The sequence below is a fragment of the Bradyrhizobium sp. CCBAU 25338 genome (assembly GCF_028128965.1).
Lineage (GTDB): Bacteria > Pseudomonadota > Alphaproteobacteria > Rhizobiales > Xanthobacteraceae > Bradyrhizobium > Bradyrhizobium liaoningense.
This window is the reverse complement of the sequence record NZ_LFKY01000002.1, coordinates 574,082-594,512: the sequence shown is the minus strand read 5'-3', so window position 1 is coordinate 594,512 and position 20,431 is coordinate 574,082. Positions and strand designations below refer to the sequence as shown.

Genomic DNA, 20,431 nt, shown 5'->3' with positions numbered 1-20,431 from the left:
TATGGCCGAGCGTGAAGTCGACCGCTCCGTCTCGCAGACCGTGAAGGCGCAGCTGGCGCTGCGCGACCAGATCCTGTCGGGGGCGTTGCGCCCGGGCGAGCGCATCTCCGAGCTTCAGGCGGTAGAGACCACCGGCGCCTCGCGCACGCCGGTGCGCATGGCACTGGTGCGGCTGGAGGAGGAGGGCCTGCTCGAGGCGATCCCTTCCGGCGGCTTCATGGTGAAGGCGTTTTCGGAGCGCGACATTTCCGACTCCATCGAGCTGCGCGGCACGCTGGAAGGCTTGGCTGCGCGCTTCGCGGCCGAACGCGGCGTCTCCGCGCGCGAGTTGGAGCCGCTGAAGGAATGTCTTGCGGCGATCGACGAATTGCTCCGCCAGGTGCCGATCTCGGTCGATGCCTTCTCGTCCTATGTCACGCTGAACGCGCGCTTCCACGCCGTGCTCACGGAACTGTCGCGCAGTCCGCCGCTGATCCGCCAGATCGACCGCGCCTCGGCGCTGCCGTTTGCGTCCCCGAGCGGCTTCGTGATGGCGCAGTCGGCGCTGCCGGAGGCGCAGCAGATCCTGATCATCGGGCAGGAGCACCATCGCGTCGTGATCGACGCCATCGAGAACCGCGAAGGCGCGCGCGCCGAGGCCATCATGCGCGAGCATGCCCGGCTCGCGGTGCGAAACCTGCGGCTCGCGCTGCGCAACCGGACCCATCTCGACCTCTTGCCGGCGCTCGCGCTGATCAAGACCGCAACCGATTGAGGGCAGTCACCATGCGCTTCATCGAAACCTGGATTCCTGCAACGCTCGTCTCGACCCGCGACCTTGCGCCCGGCATCCGCGAATTCCTGATCAGGCCGGATCAGCTCGACGTCACGGCCTATCCGGTCGGCAGCCACATCAATGTCAGCGTGACCATCGACGGTCAGCCGGAGACGCGGTCCTATTCGCTGGTCGGCGAGGCCTCTTCGCACGGCTTCAGGATTGCGGTGCGCCGCGCCGAGGATTCCCGCGGCGGTTCGCGCTACATGTGGTCCTTGCAGCCGGGCGCGCGGCTCGACATCACCCAGCCCGCCTCGCTGCTCGCCGTGGACTGGACGCGGCAGAACTATTGCCTGATCGCCGGCGGCATCGGCATCACCCCGATCCTCGGCGCGGCGCAGGCGCTGGCGCGCCGCCGGCCGGATGTCGTGCTGCACTATGCGGTGCGCTCGCGCCGCGAGGCCGCCTATCTCGACGAGCTCGCCGCGATGCTTGGCGATCGCCTCGTCGTCCACGCGAGCGACGAAGGCAGGCGGCTCGATCTCGACGCGCTGTTCGCTTCACTGCCGCAAGCAACGCTGGCCCTGTTCTGCGGCCCGATGCGGCTGCTGGACGCCGCGCGCCATGCCTGGATCGGCGCCGGCCATGCGCTCCCCGATCTCCGCTACGAGACCTTCGGCTCCAGCGGCACGCTGCCGACCGAAACGTTTCGCGTGCGATTGAAGGACTCGAACATCGAGCTGGAAATCCCGCGCGAGCGCTCGATGCTGGACGTGCTCAACGCCAGCGGCCATGACGTGATGTTCGACTGCAGGCGCGGCGAATGCGGCCTGTGCGCCATCGACGTGGTCGAGGTCGACGGCGAGATCGACCATCGCGACGTCTTCTTCAGCGACCACCAGAAGCACGGCAACCAGAAGATCTGTGCCTGCGTCTCCCGCGCCCGCGGCACCATCACCGTGGACACGCTGCTGCGGGCGGACGCGATTTGAGCTGAGGTCGTCATGCCCGGGCTTGTCCCGGGCATCCACGTTCCTCGAGCCGTGTGGTTAGGCGTGGATGGCCGGGACAAGCCCGGCCATGACGCCGTGGAGGCTTTGCAGCCTACGCCGCGTAAGTCGCCCGATACTTCCTCGTATCCAGCAACGCCAGCACGCCATTGGCCGACACCGGCCGGCTGATCAGATACCCCTGCACCTCGTCGCAACTGATCTGGCGCAGACATTCGAGCTGGTCGGCGGTCTCGACACCCTCCGCCACCACGCCGATCTGCAAATCGCGCGCGAGCCCGATCACCGATTTGACGATGGCGGCGCAGTCCGGCTGCACCAGCATGTCGCGAATGAAGGACTGGTCGATCTTGATGCGGCTGAACGGCAGCTTGCGCAGGTAGGTCAGCGAGGAAAAGCCGGTCCCGAAATCGTCCAGCGCCACCGTGACGCCGAGCTCCAGCAGCGCGTTAAGGACCGTCGCGGCCGAGCCGTATTTCGACAGCAGCATCGATTCCGTGATCTCGATCTCGAGCCGGTGCGGAGCGATCTTGGCATCGGCGAGCGCCTGCACGATGATCTGGAGGATGCCTGTGTTGTGAAATTGCGCTGCCGAGAAGTTGACGGCGACCCTGATGTCTTCCGGCCACTCGGCAACACTTGCGCAGGCGCGGCGGATGACCCATTCGCCGATCTCGTGGATCAGCCCGGTCTCCTCCGCGATCGGGATGAATTCGCTTGGCGGCACCAGCCCGCGCGAAGGATGCTGCCAGCGCAGCAGCGCCTCCAGGCCGGTGATCCGGTTGGTGCCGAGATCGAGGAATGGCTGAAAGACCAGGAATAGCTCGTTTCGCGCGATCGCACCTTCAAGGTCTGATTGCAGCGCCTTGCGGTCGCGGGACAGCCTGTCGTCGGCTTGTTCGAAGAAGCACACCGTGCCCGGCCCTGCCTTCTTGGCGCGGTAGAGCGCCGTGTCGGCGTTCTTCATGATGTCGAGCGCGGTGTTGCCATCGCGTGGCGCCAGCACGATGCCGACGCTGGTCGCGCCGGCGATCTGGCGGCCCTCGATCTGGAACGGTTCGGTGAAGGCCGCGACGAAGCGCTCGGCGATTTCGAGCGCATCCTCCGGCCGCGCCAGATTGGCCATGACCAGCGCAAACTCGTCGCCGCCGATGCGTGCGACGTGCTCGGCCGCGCGCGTGCAGCGTTGCAGGCGGCTTGCAACCTGGACCAGGAATTCGTCCCCGGCGGGATGACCGAACTGGTCGTTGACGTCCTTGAAGCGGTCGAGATCGAGCAGCAGCACCGCGAAGTCCTCACTCGACAACGCCAGCCGTTTGAGCGCCGCATCGAGCGTCTCGTTGAAGGCGACGCGGTTGGGCAGATGTGTCAGGGGATCCAGCCGCACCGTGCGCTCGGCCTCGATCTGCCGCATCACGCGCCGCGCGAACGAGAACGAGTTGACGAACACGCCGCGCAGCAGGACGCTGCCATAGACCACGACGAGAAAGGCGATCAGCAGGAAGGCCAGATCGCCGTTCCTGCCGAGGCAGATCGCGATCCCGACGAAGATGGGGGCCGTGAAGGCGATGGCCGCGATCGGGATGGTAGCGAAGGCCAGCGCGCCGCCGGCCAGCATGCCCGAGCACAGGCAGGTGATGACGAGCTGGCCCCCGGTCGAGGCGTCGGCGAAGAAGGCGACCGGGACGATGCCCCAGGCGGTGCCAAGGATGAAGGCGTTGCGCACCAGCCGGTGCATCGCGCGACGCGAGACGAATTGCGGCTTGGTGATGCGGCGCGCAGCGTGGGATTGCAGCCCGAAAGCGATCGCGCCGCCGGCGACGGTGACCGCCCAGATCAGGGCGAGGGTCCCGTCCGGCGACTGCCACAGTGCGATGGCGAGCACGATGGCGTTGCAGGCATTGGCGAGCATGATGCCGACCGAATAGCCGAGCACCAGCGACATCTGTTCGGCCCGGATATGCCCGGCCACGGCCTCGTCGGTTGCGGGACCGCCAAAGGCCGACAGATCGCCGGCGAACAGCCGTGCGACATAGTTGGTCGTTTGAGTCCGCATGCGATAGCCTAGCAGCACCGGCCGTTGTCCGGCTCGATCAGGAGAATTCGTTGCAAACCTTTGACGAACTATGAATTATCCTCGTTTGCCGCGGTGACCGCGACCACTTCTGCGTGTTCGTCACGCAGTATCGATAACAAATCGATACAAATGCCTGACAGGCCGGACATCAAATGGGGCGAGGGCGCGGTCTCAGCTGCGTGATGGCGACCCCGGACATCGCGAGCAGTCCGCCGACGATCAGCTTTGGCGTGAGTCGGTCGCCGAGAAACAGGACGCTCGAAAGCAAGGCAAACACCGGAAGCAGCAGACCAAAGGGCGCGACGCGCACCATCGAGCAACGGGCGATCAGCCAGAACCAGAGGCCAAACCCGACAATTCCCCCCACGAAGATCGTGTAGGCGAGCGCCAGCCAGCCAAGTTCGCCCGCCGTCACAAGGCTCGCCGCTTGTCCATATTCAAGGAGCAGCGACATCAACATGACCTGCGGGACCGTAAGCAGCGAGGACCACCCCATCAACATCAAGGGATCAAAGGGCCCGTAACGCTTCGTCAAGACGTTGGACACCGCGAAGGCAAGAGCGGCACCAACCACAAGCAGCAGCGGAATCAGGTTGGTCGACAGGCCCGGCTCCGCCGCGAGCACGGTCACGCCGACGAATGCAAGCACGACTCCGGCAGAGGTGGCGAGAGACGGCCTCTCCGCCAGAATGGGCCAGGACAACAGGATGGTGAAGGGCGTGGCGAGCTGGTACGCGACGGCCGACATGCTTCCCGAGCCGAGTCCAAGCCCGACATAGAACAGCCCGAAATTCAGTCCGCCCAGGAACAGCGAGATGGTCGCAACAGGACCTAGTTGTCGACGCGTGGGCCTCGCGACGAAGGGAACGAGCAGCACTGCGATAGCCAGAAAGCGTAGTGCGAGGAAGAACAGTGGCGGAAACTCCGCGACGCCCACCTTGATGGCCACGAACTGATATCCCCAGATCATGGGAACGGCGATGGCGCAAACGATCTGGATGCCAGACATGGCGCACCTTTCAGGACCGATCAGTCCATATGTGGATGCGCCAGTATGCCGAGGCATCCATCGAATTACTTCACGAAGCGGCCGACGAGAGCGTCGGCGGCGGCTTGCGACGCGATCCGGGCCGGAGCCGTCTTGCCGACGACACGCAATCCTTCGACGAAACAGACGAGAATGCTGGCGGCGATCGCGGGCTCGACACCGTCGGCCAACTTGCCGGCCGCTTTCGCGCGCGAGAGTGCATCCGTCACCTTGGCTTCCATGGCCTTGAAGAAGCCCGCAACGCGGCGACCCACTTCGGCATCCTGGCCGGCCAATTCCATGGCTGTGGCTACCAAGAGGCATCCGCGCCGTCCGTTGCTCCCACTGGTGCGCTCGACGTAGCCGGCAAGGTAGGCCCGCAAGCCTACCACCGGATCGTTGCGAGGATCGAATTCCCCTTCCATACGCCTCAAGGCATCCGCGATGTAGCGATCAAGCGCGCGCAAGAACAGCGAATGCTTGTCACCGAAAGCGGCGTAGAGGCTGCCCCGCGACAATCTCGTCGCACGAAGGAGGTCGGGCAACGCCGTGGCATGATAGCCACGCGACCAGAACACCTCCATCGCGCGCTCGACGGCGATTTCCGTATCGAAACTTCGCGGCCGGCCACGGGGCGGCTGCGCTGGGGTTGTGTGCCTCATGCCGATATATATAGACCGATCAGTCCTTAAATGGCAAGCGACGCACGGGACTTGCGCTCGCTCCGGATGGATCGTCAGCCCTTCCAAATGGGAGTCGCGCCAGGTCAGGCCTCAGGTGCTTCAGCGTCTTGCATTAAGGCCTGAGCGGCTCCCGCGCCGGGAAGAGCGGCTCCTCGATCCGCTTTCTACCACCCCTGAGGGGATCGAGACGCCTCGCTCCATCGCATGATACGTTCGTCGGACCGACAGGCCACCGTCGCCGCGTCGGCACTGGATGCGTTTGAAATCCCGAGGGCCTGTCCATGAGCGAGCCTTCAGCCGATGTTTCGGCAACGGTCGAATACACGATGGATAAATGGCGGATGGACCGCATTCCATGGGCCATGTGGGCTTGCGTCGCCGGCCTCGCGGTCGCGCTTCACGCCGAGAGCCGGGGCCAGAATGGAGCGGCCTTGGCCGCTGTCTACCTGGGTCTCCTGGGGCTGGCGTTCGCAGGCTATGCACTGACGAGCCTGATCGGACGGTCCGGGCTGCCCTTGCTTCTCGAATTGTTCATCGGCCTCCTGGTCCTGATCATCGTCTCCGGCGTGATCGGTGTGATCAGCGTGTTGGTCGGCGGGCCAAGCGGCCGCTCCAGCTATGTCGGCGCCATACGCAGTCTCTATTGGAGCCATCTCGTAAATCCATCGCTGAATGTTTTCGGCTGGATGTTGCTCTATCTGGGTTTCGGATGGATCGCGTTTTCAGCTTACCGGCACTTCTATGCGGATCGGGCGGTCGTCTCCATGTCTGCCGCGGGCATCCGGTTTCACAGGCCATGGCTCAAGGGTCTCTTCATTCCCTGGCAGGAGGTGCGCGGGGTAGGCCACCTCGTCGTTCCCGGCATCTCGGGGGTGCCGTACGTCAGTCCCTACGCTGCGGCCGTCACGGTCGGTCAGGATTTCTATGAGCAGCATATCGCCCCGAAACGCAGCTTCTTCTCGCCACCCGGGGCCGAAGCGATGTTCCAGCCGAAAGGCGAGATGATGCAGGTGGTGCTGAACAGCTCCGACATGACGGTCAAGCCGGAAGATTTTCTCGGGCCTGCCGAGGCGCGATGGAAGGCATTTCGGGATCAACCCAGGCCGTCATCCCCAAACGACGGCACCATCGTCTATGGACGCTGGTCGATCGACGGCTCTCGGTGGCAGGCCGTCCGGTTTCTTGCGCCCCTCAGCGGCATGGCCGTGGTCATGCTGTACCGATGATGGCAATCAGCGGAAATGTCAGCGTCCGAGCTGCTTCGGATCGTAGAAGAACCGCTCCTCGATGATCTCGTTGCCTCGCCAGGTCTGCCAGGCAATCTCCTCCAGCGTCCGCGTGACGCCTTCAGCGTTGGTGAAGGAGAATTTCCAGCGGCTGGCGACGATATCGCCATCGATCAGGCTTGGACCGATGCGCACGGCAGTGACCTCCTTGAACGCCGCCAGCACGCGACGCTCCTTGTCCGCGAGCTTGTCGCGCCCGACCACCGGCGCGGCGAGATTCTCGTGGGTCGCGGCATCCGGCGTGTAATAGTCGAGGATCGCTCCGACGAAGTCGCCATCCTCCAGCCTCCTTGCGAAAGCTTCGACGATCTCACGGCTCAGCATGATGCACCTCGGGGATAAACCGACTGACAGTCGGTAAATACCGACCGGCGGTCGAAAAGTCAACTGGCGGCCGGCGTATGATTGAATTAGACGAGGGCCCATGGCGAAACAGGCGGAGCGGCGCGCAGCAACAACCGAGGCGATCCTGACGGCGGCGCGCCGCCTGTTCGGAGCGCAAGGCTTCGCCGCCACGACCATGGACGAGATCGCGGACGCTGCGGGCATCGCCAAGGGCGCGGTCTATCATCACTTCAAGACCAAGGAGGCGGTGTTCGAAGCCGTGTTCGACCAGGTCTCGCGCGATCTCGTGATCGAGATCGACGGCGCCGCGCGTGCCGAGAAGGACGTGCTCGCCGCCATGGTCGCGGGCACCCAGCATTACTTTGCCGCGACGGCGAAGGGCCCGACCGGCCAGATCATTTTGCGCGACGGTCCCGCCGTGCTCGGCTGGGAGCGTTGGCGCGAGATCGACGCCAAGCATTTTAGCGGCAAGCTGCCGCGCGCGATTGCCGCTGCCATGGAAGCCGGCCTGATCGCCCGCCAGCCCGTCGAGCCGCTGGCTCGGCTGCTGCTCGGCGCAGTCACGGAAGCCGCGGTCGCCTGCGCCGGACGCGCTGACATCGCAAGGGCAGGCGCGGAATACGCCCGTGCGTTCAAGTCGCTGGTCGAGGCGCTGCGCGTGCGCGAATGATTGTGCTAAGTGAACGACGGAAACGCCCACACCAACAAGAAGAACAGTAGCGCATGAACGCAAATTCCTCCCTCGCGCCGTCCGATCCCGAATTCGACTACGTCATCGTCGGCGCCGGCTCCGCCGGCTGCGTGCTCGCCAACAGGCTCTCGGCGAACGGCAAGCACAGCGTGCTGTTGCTCGAAGCCGGCCCGAAGGATTCCAACATCTGGATCCACGTCCCGCTCGGCTACGGTAAGCTGTTCAAGGAGAAGACGGTCAACTGGATGTACCAGACCGAGCCGGAGCCCGAACTGAAGGGGCGCCAGGTGTTCCAGCCGCGCGGCAAGACGCTGGGCGGGTCGAGCTCGATCAACGGCCTGCTCTATGTCCGCGGCCAGCACGAGGACTACGACCGCTGGCGCCAGCTCGGCAACACCGGCTGGGGTTACGACGATGTGCTGCCCTATTTCAAGAAGGCCGAGAACCAGTCGCGCGGCGCGGATCAGTATCACGGCACGGGCGGTCCGCTGCCGGTGTCCAACATGATCGTCACCGATCCGCTGTCGAAAGCCTTCATCGACGCCGCGGTCGAGACCGGTCTGCCCTACAATCCCGACTTCAACGGCGCCACGCAGGAAGGCGTCGGCCTGTTCCAGACCACGACGCGCAACGGCCGGCGTGCCTCGACGGCGGTGGCCTATCTCGGACCCGCCAGGACGCGCAGCAATCTGAAGATCGAGACGTCCGCGCTCGGCCATCGTATCCTGTTCGAAGGGCGCCGCGCGGTCGGCGTCGAATACCGGCAAGGCGCGGCGTTGCGACGCGTGCGGGCGCGGAAGGAGGTCGTGCTGTCGAGCGGCGCCTACAACTCGCCGCAGCTGCTCCAGCTCTCCGGCGTCGGTCCTGCCGATCTCCTGCGCAAGCATGGCATCGGCATCGTGCTGGACGCGCCGGGCGTGGGTCACGACCTCCAGGACCACATGCAGGTGCGCATCGTGATGCGCTGCTCGCAGAAGATCACGCTGAACGACACCGTCAATCATCCGCTCCGCCGCACCATGGCCGGCGCACGCTACGCGCTGTTCCGCAAGGGCTGGCTGACGATTGCGGCCGGCACGGCGGGCGCGTTCTTCAAGACCAGCCCGCGGCTGGCCTCGCCCGACATCCAGGTCCACTTCCTGCCGTTCTCGACCGACAAGATGGGCGAGAAGTTGCACGATTTCTCCGGCTTCACGGCGTCAGTGTGCCAGCTCCGGCCCGAGAGCCGCGGCAGCCTGCGCATCAAAAGCGCCGATCCGACCGTGCCGCCGGAGATCCGCATCAACTACATGTCGACCGAGACCGACCGCACCACCAACGTCGAGGGTCTGAAGATCCTGCGCAAGATCCTGAATGCGCCGGCGCTGAAGCCGTTCGTGGTCAGCGAGTACGATCCCGGGGCGAAGGTAGCCACGGACGCCGAGTTGCTCGATTATTGCCGCGAGCGCGGCAGCACCATCTACCATCCGACCTCGACCTGTCGTATGGGCAATGACGCGCTCGCGGTGGTCGATCAGCGGCTGAAGGTGAGGGGGCTCGACGGCCTTCGCGTCGTCGACGGCTCGATCATGCCCGATCTCGTCTCGGGGAACACCAACGCGCCGATCATCATGATCGCCGAAAAGGCCTCCGACATGATATTGGAGGACGCGCGCTGAGCACGCGCCCCGGATGGAGAACGACTTGGCTACACGACTCAGGATCGGCACCCGCAAGAGCGCGATGGCGCTGGCACAGACGGAAGAAATCGCGCGCCGTCTGACCGCTGCCGTGCCCGGTCTCGATGTCGAGATCGTCAAGTTCGACACCACGGGCGATCTCGACCAGACCAGCAAGCTCTTGCCGCATGGCGGCAAGGGCGGCGCCTTCGTGGCGCAGATCCGCGCTGCCGTGCTGTCGGGCGAGCTCCAGGCAGCGATGCATTCGCTGAAGGACATGCCGGGCAACGAGGATACGCCCGGCCTCGTCATCGGCGCCACGCTGTCGCGCGATCCGCCGAGCGATGCGCTGGTGCTGCGCGACGGCGTGACCCTGGAGGCGCTGCGTCAGTCCCGCGGCAAGGGTTTCAAGATCGGCACCAACGCGGTGCGCCGCGCGGCCTATGCGCGCCGCCTGTTTCCGGACGTGGAAGTGATCCACTTCCGCGGCGCCGCCGACACGCGCGTACGCAAGCTCGACAATGGCGAGAAGCAGCGCCTGCCGGATGGTGGCGCGGTGGGGCCTGCCGATGCGCTGATCATGGCGCGTTCCGGCCTCGATCGCGTTGGTTTGGCGAACCGCATCGCCTATGAGTTTACCGCGGCTGAGATGCTGCCGGCGGCGGGGCAGGGCATTGTCGCCGTCGAATGCGCGGCGCAGGACTGGCAGACGCGACAGATCCTGTCATCGATCGACGATCCCGCCGCGCATTTGTGCGCGGATGCCGAGCGTGAGGTGCTGTGGGTGCTCAACGGCCACTGCAATTCGCCGGTTGCGGGCTTCTCGACCATCGCCGGCGATCAGATGTCGCTCGCCGCCTCCGTGCTCGACCTCTCCGGCAACACCATCATCGAGGCCTCGCGCACCGGCCCCGCCAACCGCCCGCGCGAACTCGGCCGTGCGGTGGGATTGGACCTGCTGTCAAAGGGGGCGGCGGAGATCATCGAGCGCAGCCGGCCGCGCTGAGCCCAGCCAAGATCACAATCGGCGATCACGCAGTTCTGCGCCTGTCTCGCCCGACGTGTCGAACGCGCGGGGTGAATCATGCAGGCCTAGAGTTTTCAATGACTTGTCTACTGTGCATGGGGTTGTTTTCGCAGTTTTTGTTGGACCGCGATCACGTGAGGTCGTCATGCCCGGGCTTGTCCCGGCCATCCACGTTCTTGGCACCGGTTGGTTAGGCGTGGATGGCCGGGACAAGCCCGGCCATGACGTTGCGGAGAGTCCGCCCGCCGTTCAGCCCCGCACGCGCTTGATCATCTGCTCGACATGGGCGATCGGCGTTTCCGGCTGGATGCCGTGGCCGAGATTGAAGATCAGCCGCCCTTGCGCAAAATTGACCAGCACATCGTCGACCGCGCGGTCGAGCGCGGCCCCGCCTGTGATCAGCACCAGCGGATCGAGATTGCCCTGCACGGCGACCCTGCTTTGCACGCGCTCGCGGATGAAGGCCGGCTCCGCGGTCCAGTCGATGCTGACCGCATTGACGCCGGTTGCCTCGACATAGCCGGGCAGCAACGCACCGGCGCCGCGGGGAAAGCCGATGATCTTCGCATCCGGCACCTTGGCCCTCACGCCCTCCACGATGCGCCGCGTCGGCTCGGTCGACCAGCGCGCGAACTCGGCCGGCGGCAGCACACCGGCCCAGGTGTCGAAGATCTGTAGCGCGTCGGCACCGGCTGCGAGCTGTGCCAACAGATATTCGATCGAGCTGTCGACCAGCACGTCGATGATCTCTGAGAAAGCTTCGGGATGACGGTAGGCCATCATCCGCGCCGGCGCCTGGTCCGGTGTGCCGTGGCCGGCGACCATATAGGTCGCGACCGTCCACGGTGCGCCGCAGAAGCCGATCAGCGCGGTCTTCGGGTCCAGCGCGCCGCGCACGATCTTCAGCGCCTCGAACACCGGCGCGAGCTTGCCCAGATCGACGCGCGGCGCCAGCGTCGCGACCTTGGCTGGATCGTCCAGCGGCTCGAGCCGCGGGCCCTCGCCGACCTCGAACCGCACCGAGCGTCCGAGCGCATAGGGGATCACCAGAATGTCGGAGAAGATGATCGCCGCATCGAAGCCGAACCTGCGGATCGGTTGCAGCGTCACCTCGGCGGCAAGCTCCGGGTTGAAGCAGAGATCGAGGAAGCCGCCTGCCTTGGCGCGCACCTCGCGATATTCCGGAAGGTAGCGCCCGGCCTGGCGCATCATCCACAAAGGCGGGATGGTCTGCCGCTGGCCGGAGAGCACGTCGATGAAAGGTTTCGTCGGAGACTGGGGCACAAATGATCCTGCAGAAGGTTATGGTTCCTGATACACCCCCAGCCCTCAGCGGAACAGGGGAACCAGCGCGATCGGCCCGCGTTGATCAGCCCATGGAGGAGATCATGGCTGAGACATTCAATCCCGCGCCGCACGACAAGCACGCCGAAGACCCGCACGAAGCGCTCGCTGCCGACCGCAACGCCAAGCTCGACGCCGGGCTGAAGGGTACGTTCCCTGCTTCCGATCCCGTGAGCGCCGCGCAGCCGACGCCCTCGAAGGCCGACGCGGATGCCGAACATCCCTCGCTCTGGGACAAGGTTAAGGCCATCTTCAGCTAGCAGCGTCGGGCGCGCCGGATTCCGGCAGGGTTGCTAATGCATTGTTAGCAATGCGCTGATCGTTGCGTCCGTAGGACTACTGGAAGCGGGTCGATCGCCACGTATTCCGGTAGCGATTTCAGCATTCGATAACAGAAGCGGCAGAGTTTCCGGTCGACCGGAGGACCCTGCCGCGTGAGCGCCGTTACCCAACGAGCTGGATGGAGTCGCCTGCCGCTGCGCGCGGCGGCTTTCGTCGTGCTGACCTGCGCGACCATCCTCGGCGTCAGCGGTTGGCGCGAGTGGGCGGCACGCGAGGCAGTGCTCAAGGGCGCTGAGACCGAGATGGCGAACGTCGCCCGTTCGCTGACCCAGCATGCCGAGGACAGCCTCGATCTCCTGGATTCCGGCGTCGTCGGCGTGGTCAGCCGTCTGGAGATCGATGGCACTGCACCAGCCACGGTCGCCAAGCTTGGAACTCTCCTGGACGCGCGCAAGAAGGCGATCACGCGCATCCACAGCCTCGACATCATCGACGATCAGGGCAACTGGCTGACCTCGCCCGGCACGATCGGCTCGACCCTCAGCGATGATGCGTTCTTCCGGTATCACCAGCTCTCGCCGAAGCGCGAGGCCCATGTCGGCAGTCCCGTGAAGAGCCTGCTTGATGGCGAATGGGTCGTCCCGCTGTCACGCCGCTTCAACAAGCAGGACGGCTCTTTCGGCGGCGTGGTGCTGGCGACCATCAGCTCCAGATATCTTTCGCATTTCTACGAGCAGTTCGAGATCGGCCGCAACAGCTCCGTGACACTGACGCATGGCGGCGGCATGATCCTCGCGCGTGATCCCGGCAACGACAAGTTCGTCGGACGCAGCTTCGCCGACACGCCTTTTTTCCGCGAGCCGAGCCTGCAACGGCCGAGCGGCGCCTATCACTTCAAGTCGCCGCTGGACGGTGCCGAACGCGTCAGCTTCTTCAATCGCAGCAGCCGTTTCCCGCTCCTCCTGGTTGCCACGGTCGACAGGGACGAGTTGCTCGCGCCCTGGCGCGCCGCGGCAATCTCCCGCATGCTCTACGTGCTCGCGCTGGTGATGCTGATCGCGGTCATCGGCGGCGTGCTGGTGCGGCAGTTGCACCGGGGCCAGCGCATGGCCGTTGCGCTGGCCGAGAAGGAGGCGCATTTCCGCCTGCTCGCCGAAGGCTCCAGCGACATGGTAACGCGCGTCGGGCTCGACGAGCGGCTGCGCTATGTCTCGCCCTCGTCGGTCCGCATCGTCGGCTGGCGCCCCAATCAGCTGATCGGCACGCCGGCTCTTGCGGGTATCAATCCGGAGGATCTGCCGGAGGTCCAGGCGATCGTCGACGCCATCAAGCGCGGCGAGAAGGAGGAGGCGCGTTTCACCTACCGCAACGCGCACCGGCAGAACGGCGAAGTCTGGCTCGAATCGACCATGCGGGTGACACGCAAGGGCAACGGCATCGTCGATGGCGTGGTCGCGATCTCGCGCGACATCACCGAGCAGAAGAGGCTGGAGACCAGGCTGGAGACGCTTGCGATCGAGGACAGCCTCACCGGCCTTGCCAATCGTCGCCGCTTCGACGAGCGGTTGAAGGAGGAGTGGGCGCGCGCCTATCGCGACCGCTCCAGCCTCGCTTTGCTGATGATCGACGTCGACCACTTCAAGGCCTACAACGATGAATACGGCCATCCCGCCGGCGATGCCTGCCTGCGTCTGGTCGCAAAGATCATCGCGGCCGAGACGCAGCGCGCCGGTGATCTGGCGGCGCGCTATGGCGGCGAGGAGTTCGCCGTGCTGCTGCTGAACATCGACACCGCCGGCTGCGCCCGGATCGGCGAGCGGATCCGCAGTGCCATTCACGGGGCCGGCCTCGTTCATAGCACCAATCTGGCGGCTGGATGCGTCACCGCCTCGGTCGGCGGCGCGACCTGCCGGCCGGCGCTGGAGCGCACAGCGGGAGTGGCCTCGCTGGTCGAAGCTGCCGACCGGGCGCTCTACGCCGCCAAGGACGCAGGCCGCGACTGCCTGGTGATGTCCGGCGAGGTCATGAACCTGCTGCCCAAGGCGTCCGGACAGTAAGACCGATCAATAATGCGGCGGACGCTCGTTGCCGGGCCCCGGTGCATTTGCCTCGGCCTCCTGGAGCCGCTCGTTGAGCTGCGCGATCTGCCGCGTCAGCGAGTCGATCTGTTTCCACTGTGCGGTGATGGTCTGGTTCAACGTCTCGATCGTGTCGTCCTGGTAGGCAAGGCGCGTCTCCAGCGTGTCGATGCGCTCGCTCAGCGTCTTGATCTCATTCGTCACGGCCGTGCCCCTTCTCCCGTTCGCGCAAGCCAAGTTCTCGCAAACCGTGGCCGAGCGCCACGCGCTCGTCGAACACGAAGCATTCGCCGCGCCAGCGGCTCTCCGCCTCGGGCACCTCCTCGAGATATTTGAGGATGCCGCCTTTGAGGTGATAGACCTCTGTAAAGCCGCGCGCGAGCAGATGCGCGCTCGCCTTCTCGCAGCGAATGCCGCCGGTGCAGAACATCGCAATCCTGCGGCGTTTGGCCGGATCAAGCTCAATCGCGGCAAAGTCCTTGAACTGGCCAAAGCTCTTGATGCCGGGGTCGACCGCGCCCTCGAACGTCCCCATGGCCACTTCGAAGGCGTTGCGGGTGTCGAGCAGCAGCGTGTCGGGCTTCGCAATGAGCGCATTCCACTCGGTGGCATCGACATAGGTGCCGACCTGGCGGCTCGGATCGGCAGTCTCGTCACCGAGCGTGACGATCTCCTTCTTCAGCCGCACCTTGAGCCGCCCGAACGGCATCGCTTCCGCGGTCGAGAATTTCAATTCGAGATTGTTGAGCCTGGCGCCGAACATGTCGCCGTGTGCGAGTTCGTGGGCGAAGGCATCGATCGCCTCCGGCGCACCGGCGATCGTGCCGTTGATGCCCTCCTGCGCCAGCAGCACGCTGCCCTTCAGCGCGAGACCAGCGCAGAAGGCGCGCAACGGCTCGCGCAACTCGCGGTAATCGGGGAGGGCGACGAATTGATAGAAGGCCGCGACCTTGGTGGCCGAAATCGGATCAGACATGGCGGCTCGTTTAGCAGGCGGCAGCCATCCGGAAAACCCGTATGGGCGCCAGCGTCGAGAACTCCATACGCCCAGCAGATGGCAGCCATTTTCCTGGTATGCCAGCATTGCCCCGCCGGGCCGGAATGTGTCATGTAGACGCGGTTTTCGAGATGGCGCGCCACTCGCGCCGACGGCCAAGAGAGCAAGAAATTCGATGAGAAACTTCCATTTCCCCGGCAGGTCCACGGTCCACGCTACCAACGCAATGGTTGCGACCTCGCATCCGCAAGCCTCGCTCGCGGCGATCGAGGTGCTGCGCGATGGCGGCACGGCGGTGGACGCGGCCGTTGCCGCCTCTGCCCTGCTCGGCGTGATCGAGCCGCAGTCGACCGGCATCGGCGGGGACTGTTTTGCGCTGATCCAGCCGCGCGGCGAGGGCAAGATCATCGCCTATAACGGCTCCGGCCGCGCGCCCAGGGCGGCGAACGCCGACTGGTATCTCGAGCGCAAGATCAACTCCGTGCCGCTGACCTCGGCGCATGCGGTCTCGATCCCAGGCGTGATCGATGCCTTCGCGACGGTTCTGCGCGACCACGGCAAGTTCGGTTTCGACCGGCTGCTTCAGCCCGCGATCAAGGCGGCCGAGGAAGGCTACGTCGTCGCCCCCCGCATCGCCTTCGACTGGAAGAACCAGTTCGAGAAGCTGAAGAATGGTACCAACACCGTGCGCTACCTGTTGCCGGGCGGCAAGCCGCCGGTGGCCGGCGATGTCATTCGCCAGGTCGAGCTCGGCAAGACCCTGCGCGCGATCGCCAAGGACGGCCGCGACGCCTTCTACAAGGGGCCGATCGCGGAAGACATGGTCGAGACCCTCAGGGGAATCGGCGGCCTGCACACGCTCGACGATTTCGCCGCGCACACGACGGAAGTGACTACGCCGATCGGCACCATGTACAAGGGCTATGATTTCTGGCAGTGCCCGCCGAACGGCCCGGGCGTCACCGCGCTCTTGATGCTCAACATCCTGTCGCGTTTCGATCTGACCAAGTACGCGCCCGTTAGCGTCGAGCGCTTCCATCTCGAGGCGGAAGCCGCGCGCATCGCCTACATGAACCGCGAGATGCATGTCGCCTCGCCCGAGCATATGAGGATCAATGTCGCCGAGATGCTCGAGAGGGGCTTTGCCGACGAGTACATCAGCAAGATCCGCATGGACGGCATGCTTGACCTGCCGAACGTTGCGCCGCCGATGAACCCCTCGACCATCTACATCACGGTGGTGGACAAGGACCGCAACGTCTGCTCGTTCATCAATTCGGTCGCGCATTCCTTCGGTTCGGCCATCGTCTCCAACAAGACCGGTGTACTGTTCCAGAACCGTGCCGGCGGCTTCCGCATCCAGCCCGGCCATCCCAACTGCATCGAAGGCGGCAAGCGCCCGCTGCACACGATCATGCCGGGCCTGCTCACCAAGGGCGGCCGTTCGACAATGTCGTTCGCCGTGATGGGCGGACAGTATCAGCCGACCGGCCAGACTCATGTCTTGACCAACATCCTCGATTACGGCTGCGACGTGCAGGAGGCGATCGACATGCCGCGCGGCCTGCATTACGAGGGCCAATATCAGCTCGAGGACAGCGTGCCGGCTGCGATCGTCGAAGGCTTGAAGAAGATTGGCCACAAGACCACCAGCGTGGTCGGCCCGCTCGGCGGCGCCCAGGCGATCTGGATCGACTGGGACAAGGGCACGCTCACCGGTGGCTCCGATCCGCGCAAGGACGGCTGCGCCCTCGGCTATTGAGCTCGCGCGGGGTTCCGCGCGCAAGATCAGGAAAAGTTGACGAAGGGCGGCGCGGCATTTGCTGCGCCGCCCTTTCTCGTTCGGAACTGCACTCATTGCTCCAAGTTAATTCAATCGCCGCGCCTTCTTGGCCGGTGCTGCCGGAAGTGCGATGGTTCCGATGTCGGCGTGGTCGAGGAATATGGCGAATGGAAGCCGGAGGGCGCACCGCCGGACTCGCTCAGGGCCATGCATGCCGGGCAGCCTCGGTTCGTCGGCGGCCATCAAATGAAGGACAAGATCGCCTACGCCTTCGGCGCCGAGTTCGTCGAGATCCGCGTCAACCGCTTCACGCACGAATCCGTTGCCCCCGGTTGGTCGGCGCGTTCGCTGCAGGCAGGATCATGAATCCGCGCACCGCGCGCAGCCAGCTGATGGGCGGCCTGATCTGGGGCATGTCCTCGGCGCTGCTGGAGGCCACCGAGATCGACGAGCGCAATGCGCGCTACGTCAACGACAATCTTGCCGACTACCTCGTGCCCGTGAATGCCGATGTGCCCAGCGTCGAGGTCATCATGCTCTCCGAGCAGGACGATTACATCAACCCGGTGGGCGCAAAGGGCCTCGGCGAGCTTGCCAATGTCGGCACCAATGCCGCGATCTGCAACGCGATCTATCACGCCACCGGCCAGCGCATCCGCAAGCTGCCGGTGCGGCTGGAAAATATCGAGGTCTGAGGGGTGGAAACGGCGACCGCGTTGGGTTAGACACCTCCCGCCTCAAATGGAAGGTGCCCTATGCAGCGTTTTCAGCGCATGCTCCTCGCTATCGTGTCGGCACTCGCGATCACCGTGATCGGTGGCGTGTCCGATTTCGTTTCCACCACGGCCTCGGCCCAGACCGCAGGAAAGACCATGACTACAGCTTCAGGCTTGCAGATCATCGACTCCACCGTCGGCACCGGTGCCTCGCCGCAGCCCGGTCAGATCTGCGTGATGCACTATACCGGGTGGCTCTATGAGAACGGCCAGAAGGGCAAGAAATTCGACTCCTCTGTCGATCGCAAGGAGCCGTTCGAATTCCCGATCGGCAAGGGCCGCGTCATCGCCGGCTGGGACGAGGGCGTTGCCTCGATGAAGGTCGGCGGCAAGCGCACGCTGATCATCCCGCCGCAGCTCGGCTATGGCGCGCGCGGCGCCGGCGGCGTGATCCCGCCGAACGCGACCCTGATGTTCGACGTGGAATTGCTCGCGGTGAAGTGACGGCGTAGCCGTCATTCCGGGGCGATGCGCAGCATCGAACCCGGAATCTCGAGATTCCGGGTTCGGCACTTCGCGCCGCCCCGGAATGACTGGACAAATAAGAAGACCGGCCTTTCGGCCGGTCTTTTCGCTTTCAGCTCTAAGCGCGTCACTCCGTCGCGCGCTTTGCAGCGGCGGCGGCGCGATCCATCGCTTCCTTCGCGGCATCCTTGGCGTCGCCCATGGCCTGCTGGCCCTTGCCCTTCACTTCCTGGACCACGCCTTCGCCCTTCATGCGATCGGACCCGGTGGCTTCGCCGATGCCCTGCTTGGCCTTGCCGATCGCCTCGTTCGCGGTGCCCTTGATCTTGTCAGTGGTGCTGCCCATGAAATTCTCCTCTCGGTTTGCTCGCAATGACAACACTGAGCGGCTACGAGGGTTCCAATTTTAGTATGGCTTGCGGCTGCGGCTTTGGGTTAGTTTGCCGCGCACGAACCAACAGAAAGCAAGTACCCATGACCGGCCATGATCACTCGCACTCGCATCATGCACACGATCACGACGATCGCTGGAAACATGACGGCGTGCGCGTCATTCCGGGCAACCAGCTCGACACGAACGTGCCCTCGACGGCCGGCATGGACCGCGCGGCCGCCATCAATTTCGCACGCGTCGGCGCGCAGAAATTGTGGGCGGGCACGGTCAGCATCAAGCCGGATGCCAAGACCGGCGCGCATCATCACGGCCATCTCGAAAGCGTCATCTATGTGGTGAAGGGGAAGGCGCGGATGCGCTGGGGCGAGAGCCTGCAATTCACCGCGGAAGCCGGCCCCGGCGACTTCATATTCGTCCCGCCCTACGTGCCGCACCAGGAGATCAACGCCAGCCCGGACGAGGTGCTGGAATGCGTGCTGGTGCGCAGCGACGGCGAGGCGGTGGCGATCAACCTCGACATCGAGCCGGTGGAGAAACCCGAGACCGTGCTCTGGATCGACCCGGTGCACCGCGATCCTAACGAGAAGAAGTAAGGCTGCTCGGCGCGCGGGGGGCGGTGCGACAGAGCCCCGCAGATCGGGGTCCGAAAGATTAGTCGGAAGCGGTGTCGGATGGCGGCCTGGCCGTCCGTCCTTGGGCAGAACCCCACCCGAGGAGCTTCCGATGCCCAAGATGATCTTCGTCAACCTGCCGGTGACCGACCTCAAGCGCGCGACCGCCTTTTATGAGGCGGTCGGTGCGGTCAAGAATGCGCAATTCAGCGACGAAACCGCGAGCTGCATGGTCTTTTCCGAGACCATTTTCGCCATGCTGCTGACCCACGACAAATTCCGCCAGTTCACGCCGAAGCCGATCGCGGACGCCAGGACCTCGAACCAGGTGTTGCTCTGCCTGTCCGCGGACAGTCGCAGCGACGTCGACGATATCGTCGGCAAGGCTGCGGCGGCGGGCGGCGTGGTCGATCCCAGCCCGAAGGACGAATACAGCTTCATGTACGGCCGCAGCTTCGAGGATCCCGACGGCCATATGTGGGGTGTGAACTGGATGGATCTCGCGGCTGCCCCGCTGCAGCCCGAGATGGCGAACGCCTGATCCGAGCCCGGAAGATCTGAAGAGGAGCATTCACGATGTCCAAGCTTGTGCCCTGCATGTGGTTCAACGGCGATGCCGAGGACGCCGCAAAATTCTACGTCTCGCTCGTTCCGAATTCGGCGATCACGCACGTCCAGCGCAACGTTTCGGACGGCCCCTCCGGCAAGGAAGGCTCCGTGCTCGTCGTCGAGTTCACGGTGGCCGGGCAGCCGCTGGTCGCGCTCAATGGGGGCATGAAGATGGAATACACCCACGCGATCTCGCTGATGATCCATTGCGACGACCAGGCCCAGGTCGACAGCGTCTGGAACGCGTTCCTCGCCCACGGCGGCAAGGAGGAACAGTGCGGTTGGCTCAGGGATCGCTGGGGCGTGGCCTGGCAGGTGGTGCCGAAAGTGATGTTCGAGTTCCTGTCGAGTCCGGACAAGGCAGCGGCGGCGCGCGCGGTGCAGGCCATGATGAAGATGGTCAAGCTCGACGTGGCCGTCCTGCGTCAGGCCTTCGAGGGCAAGCCGGCGGCGTGAGATACGGAGAAGCCGCGGCGTACTGGATGTCCCGCCTTCGCGGGACATGACAGCGGAATTTGGAGCGAGGTCTCCGTC

General features: G+C 64.9%; 21 protein-coding genes and 1 pseudogene. 14 read left to right on the top strand and 8 right to left on the bottom strand.

The window, feature by feature from the left end; translation table 11 throughout:
* Nucleotide 1: 1 nt before the first annotated feature.
* Nucleotides 2–754, top strand: a complete 753-nt coding sequence (locus ACM42_RS04235) for a GntR family transcriptional regulator (RefSeq protein ID WP_061028707.1) — start codon at nucleotides 2–4, stop codon at nucleotides 752–754.
* A gap of 11 nt (nucleotides 755–765) precedes the next feature.
* The gene (locus tag ACM42_RS04230; RefSeq protein WP_271526739.1) at nucleotides 766–1,746 is read left to right on the top strand and encodes a PDR/VanB family oxidoreductase; all 981 of its coding nucleotides are present in this window, start codon (nucleotides 766–768) and stop codon (nucleotides 1,744–1,746) included.
* 112 nt (nucleotides 1,747–1,858) lie between these two features.
* Here ACM42_RS04230 and ACM42_RS04225 read toward each other — a convergent pair whose 3' ends face one another.
* The 3 genes from ACM42_RS04225 to ACM42_RS04215 form a co-directional block, all read right to left on the bottom strand.
* Nucleotides 1,859–3,820: a putative bifunctional diguanylate cyclase/phosphodiesterase gene (locus ACM42_RS04225; RefSeq protein ID WP_271526738.1), complete on the bottom strand. Its 1,962-nt coding sequence runs from the start codon at nucleotides 3,818–3,820 to the stop codon at nucleotides 1,859–1,861.
* A gap of 169 nt (nucleotides 3,821–3,989) precedes the next feature.
* A complete protein-coding gene (locus tag ACM42_RS04220) occupies nucleotides 3,990–4,850 on the bottom strand; it encodes a DMT family transporter (protein WP_271526737.1) in 861 nt (286 codons plus the stop codon).
* Between the two features lie 65 nt (nucleotides 4,851–4,915).
* Nucleotides 4,916–5,617, bottom strand: a complete 702-nt coding sequence (locus ACM42_RS04215) for a TetR/AcrR family transcriptional regulator (protein ID WP_442868890.1) — start codon at nucleotides 5,615–5,617, stop codon at nucleotides 4,916–4,918.
* A gap of 215 nt (nucleotides 5,618–5,832) precedes the next feature.
* Between ACM42_RS04215 and ACM42_RS04210 the strand changes: the two genes are divergently transcribed.
* Nucleotides 5,833–6,777, top strand: coding sequence for a hypothetical protein (locus tag ACM42_RS04210; RefSeq protein WP_271526736.1), 945 nt, complete (start codon nucleotides 5,833–5,835; stop codon nucleotides 6,775–6,777).
* Nucleotides 6,778–6,795: 18 nt separating this feature from the next.
* On the opposite strand, the gene ACM42_RS04205 is transcribed toward ACM42_RS04210, so the two are convergent.
* Nucleotides 6,796–7,161: a nuclear transport factor 2 family protein gene (locus tag ACM42_RS04205; RefSeq protein ID WP_271526735.1), complete on the bottom strand. Its 366-nt coding sequence runs from the start codon at nucleotides 7,159–7,161 to the stop codon at nucleotides 6,796–6,798.
* Nucleotides 7,162–7,261: 100 nt separating this feature from the next.
* Between ACM42_RS04205 and ACM42_RS04200 the strand changes: the two genes are divergently transcribed.
* From ACM42_RS04200 to hemC, 3 genes are read left to right on the top strand one after another with little or no spacing between them, the layout of a single operon-like run.
* A complete protein-coding gene (locus ACM42_RS04200; RefSeq protein ID WP_271526734.1) occupies nucleotides 7,262–7,852 on the top strand; it encodes a TetR/AcrR family transcriptional regulator in 591 nt (196 codons plus the stop codon).
* A gap of 53 nt (nucleotides 7,853–7,905) precedes the next feature.
* Nucleotides 7,906–9,531, top strand: a complete 1,626-nt coding sequence (locus ACM42_RS04195; protein ID WP_271526733.1) for a GMC family oxidoreductase — start codon at nucleotides 7,906–7,908, stop codon at nucleotides 9,529–9,531.
* 25 nt (nucleotides 9,532–9,556) lie between these two features.
* On the top strand, nucleotides 9,557–10,537 hold the full coding sequence (gene hemC, locus ACM42_RS04190) for a hydroxymethylbilane synthase (protein ID WP_271526732.1): 981 nt from the start codon (nucleotides 9,557–9,559) through the stop codon (nucleotides 10,535–10,537).
* Between the two features lie 270 nt (nucleotides 10,538–10,807).
* On the opposite strand, the gene hemE is transcribed toward hemC, so the two are convergent.
* Nucleotides 10,808–11,842, bottom strand: coding sequence for a uroporphyrinogen decarboxylase (gene hemE / locus ACM42_RS04185; RefSeq protein ID WP_271526731.1), 1,035 nt, complete (start codon nucleotides 11,840–11,842; stop codon nucleotides 10,808–10,810).
* Nucleotides 11,843–11,946: 104 nt separating this feature from the next.
* On the opposite strand from hemE, the gene ACM42_RS04180 reads away from it, so the two are divergent.
* Entirely contained in the window at nucleotides 11,947–12,162 is a 216-nt protein-coding gene (locus tag ACM42_RS04180) for a hypothetical protein (protein ID WP_271526730.1), read from the top strand.
* A gap of 174 nt (nucleotides 12,163–12,336) precedes the next feature.
* Nucleotides 12,337–14,241: a diguanylate cyclase gene (locus ACM42_RS04175; protein WP_271526729.1), complete on the top strand. Its 1,905-nt coding sequence runs from the start codon at nucleotides 12,337–12,339 to the stop codon at nucleotides 14,239–14,241.
* 6 nt (nucleotides 14,242–14,247) lie between these two features.
* Here the strand turns inward: ACM42_RS04175 and ACM42_RS04170 are convergent, their stop codons facing one another.
* Together ACM42_RS04170 and trhO are read right to left on the bottom strand one after the other, a co-directional pair.
* Nucleotides 14,248–14,466 carry a SlyX family protein gene (locus ACM42_RS04170; protein WP_271526728.1) on the bottom strand — a complete coding sequence of 73 codons (219 nt, stop codon included), beginning with the start codon at nucleotides 14,464–14,466 and terminating at the stop codon, nucleotides 14,248–14,250.
* Complete coding sequence (gene trhO / locus ACM42_RS04165; RefSeq protein WP_271526727.1) at nucleotides 14,456–15,238, bottom strand: oxygen-dependent tRNA uridine(34) hydroxylase TrhO; 783 nt, start codon at nucleotides 15,236–15,238, stop codon at nucleotides 14,456–14,458. The genes ACM42_RS04170 and trhO overlap by 11 nt, the downstream gene beginning before the upstream one ends.
* 196 nt (nucleotides 15,239–15,434) lie before the next feature.
* Here trhO and ggt point away from each other — a divergent pair, with 196 nt between their 5' ends.
* The 3 genes and pseudogenes from ggt to ACM42_RS04150 all read left to right on the top strand — a co-directional run bounded on the left by ggt (nucleotide 15,435) and on the right by ACM42_RS04150 (nucleotide 18,262).
* A complete protein-coding gene (ggt, locus tag ACM42_RS04160; protein WP_271526726.1) occupies nucleotides 15,435–17,021 on the top strand; it encodes a gamma-glutamyltransferase in 1,587 nt (528 codons plus the stop codon).
* Between the two features lie 150 nt (nucleotides 17,022–17,171).
* Nucleotides 17,172–17,737 (top strand): annotated as a pseudogene (locus ACM42_RS04155) (molybdopterin cofactor-binding domain-containing protein); the annotation flags it as partial.
* A 60-nt stretch (nucleotides 17,738–17,797) separates the two neighbouring features.
* Nucleotides 17,798–18,262, top strand: a complete 465-nt coding sequence (locus ACM42_RS04150; protein WP_271526725.1) for an FKBP-type peptidyl-prolyl cis-trans isomerase — start codon at nucleotides 17,798–17,800, stop codon at nucleotides 18,260–18,262.
* Between the two features lie 148 nt (nucleotides 18,263–18,410).
* Here ACM42_RS04150 and ACM42_RS04145 read toward each other — a convergent pair whose 3' ends face one another.
* Entirely contained in the window at nucleotides 18,411–18,629 is a 219-nt protein-coding gene (locus ACM42_RS04145; protein WP_271526724.1) for a CsbD family protein, read from the bottom strand.
* 128 nt (nucleotides 18,630–18,757) lie between these two features.
* Here ACM42_RS04145 and ACM42_RS04140 point away from each other — a divergent pair, with 128 nt between their 5' ends.
* The 3 genes from ACM42_RS04140 (at nucleotide 18,758) to ACM42_RS04130 (ending at nucleotide 20,353) form a co-directional block, all read left to right on the top strand.
* Entirely contained in the window at nucleotides 18,758–19,270 is a 513-nt protein-coding gene (locus tag ACM42_RS04140) for a cupin domain-containing protein (protein WP_271526723.1), read from the top strand.
* A 130-nt stretch (nucleotides 19,271–19,400) separates the two neighbouring features.
* Complete coding sequence (locus ACM42_RS04135) at nucleotides 19,401–19,829, top strand: VOC family protein (RefSeq protein ID WP_271526722.1); 429 nt, start codon at nucleotides 19,401–19,403, stop codon at nucleotides 19,827–19,829.
* Between the two features lie 35 nt (nucleotides 19,830–19,864).
* Nucleotides 19,865–20,353 (top strand): VOC family protein, encoded by a 489-nt coding sequence (locus tag ACM42_RS04130; protein WP_271526721.1) that lies wholly within the window; start codon nucleotides 19,865–19,867, stop codon nucleotides 20,351–20,353.
* Nucleotides 20,354–20,431 lie beyond the last annotated feature (78 nt).

What these genes read in the sequence shown, in the direction of transcription:
- ACM42_RS04195 (WP_271526733.1), top strand. Translation starts at nt 7,906, where the DNA reads ATGAACGCAAATTCCTCCCTCGCGCCGTCCGATCCCGAATTCGACTAC.
- ACM42_RS04145 (WP_271526724.1), bottom strand. Translation starts at nt 18,629, where the DNA reads ATGGGCAGCACCACTGACAAGATCAAGGGCACCGCGAACGAGGCGATC.
- ACM42_RS04130 (WP_271526721.1), top strand. Translation starts at nt 19,865, where the DNA reads ATGTCCAAGCTTGTGCCCTGCATGTGGTTCAACGGCGATGCCGAGGAC.
- trhO (WP_271526727.1), bottom strand. Translation starts at nt 15,238, where the DNA reads ATGTCTGATCCGATTTCGGCCACCAAGGTCGCGGCCTTCTATCAATTC.
- ACM42_RS04210 (WP_271526736.1), top strand. Translation starts at nt 5,833, where the DNA reads ATGAGCGAGCCTTCAGCCGATGTTTCGGCAACGGTCGAATACACGATG.
- ACM42_RS04225 (WP_271526738.1), bottom strand. Translation starts at nt 3,820, where the DNA reads ATGCGGACTCAAACGACCAACTATGTCGCACGGCTGTTCGCCGGCGAT.
- ACM42_RS04230 (WP_271526739.1), top strand. Translation starts at nt 766, where the DNA reads ATGCGCTTCATCGAAACCTGGATTCCTGCAACGCTCGTCTCGACCCGC.
- ACM42_RS04135 (WP_271526722.1), top strand. Translation starts at nt 19,401, where the DNA reads ATGCCCAAGATGATCTTCGTCAACCTGCCGGTGACCGACCTCAAGCGC.
- ACM42_RS04220 (WP_271526737.1), bottom strand. Translation starts at nt 4,850, where the DNA reads ATGTCTGGCATCCAGATCGTTTGCGCCATCGCCGTTCCCATGATCTGG.
- ggt (WP_271526726.1), top strand. Translation starts at nt 15,435, where the DNA reads ATGAGAAACTTCCATTTCCCCGGCAGGTCCACGGTCCACGCTACCAAC.
- ACM42_RS04235 (WP_061028707.1), top strand. Translation starts at nt 2, where the DNA reads ATGGCCGAGCGTGAAGTCGACCGCTCCGTCTCGCAGACCGTGAAGGCG.
- ACM42_RS04150 (WP_271526725.1), top strand. Translation starts at nt 17,798, where the DNA reads ATGCAGCGTTTTCAGCGCATGCTCCTCGCTATCGTGTCGGCACTCGCG.
- ACM42_RS04140 (WP_271526723.1), top strand. Translation starts at nt 18,758, where the DNA reads ATGACCGGCCATGATCACTCGCACTCGCATCATGCACACGATCACGAC.
- ACM42_RS04205 (WP_271526735.1), bottom strand. Translation starts at nt 7,161, where the DNA reads ATGCTGAGCCGTGAGATCGTCGAAGCTTTCGCAAGGAGGCTGGAGGAT.
- ACM42_RS04180 (WP_271526730.1), top strand. Translation starts at nt 11,947, where the DNA reads ATGGCTGAGACATTCAATCCCGCGCCGCACGACAAGCACGCCGAAGAC.
- ACM42_RS04200 (WP_271526734.1), top strand. Translation starts at nt 7,262, where the DNA reads ATGGCGAAACAGGCGGAGCGGCGCGCAGCAACAACCGAGGCGATCCTG.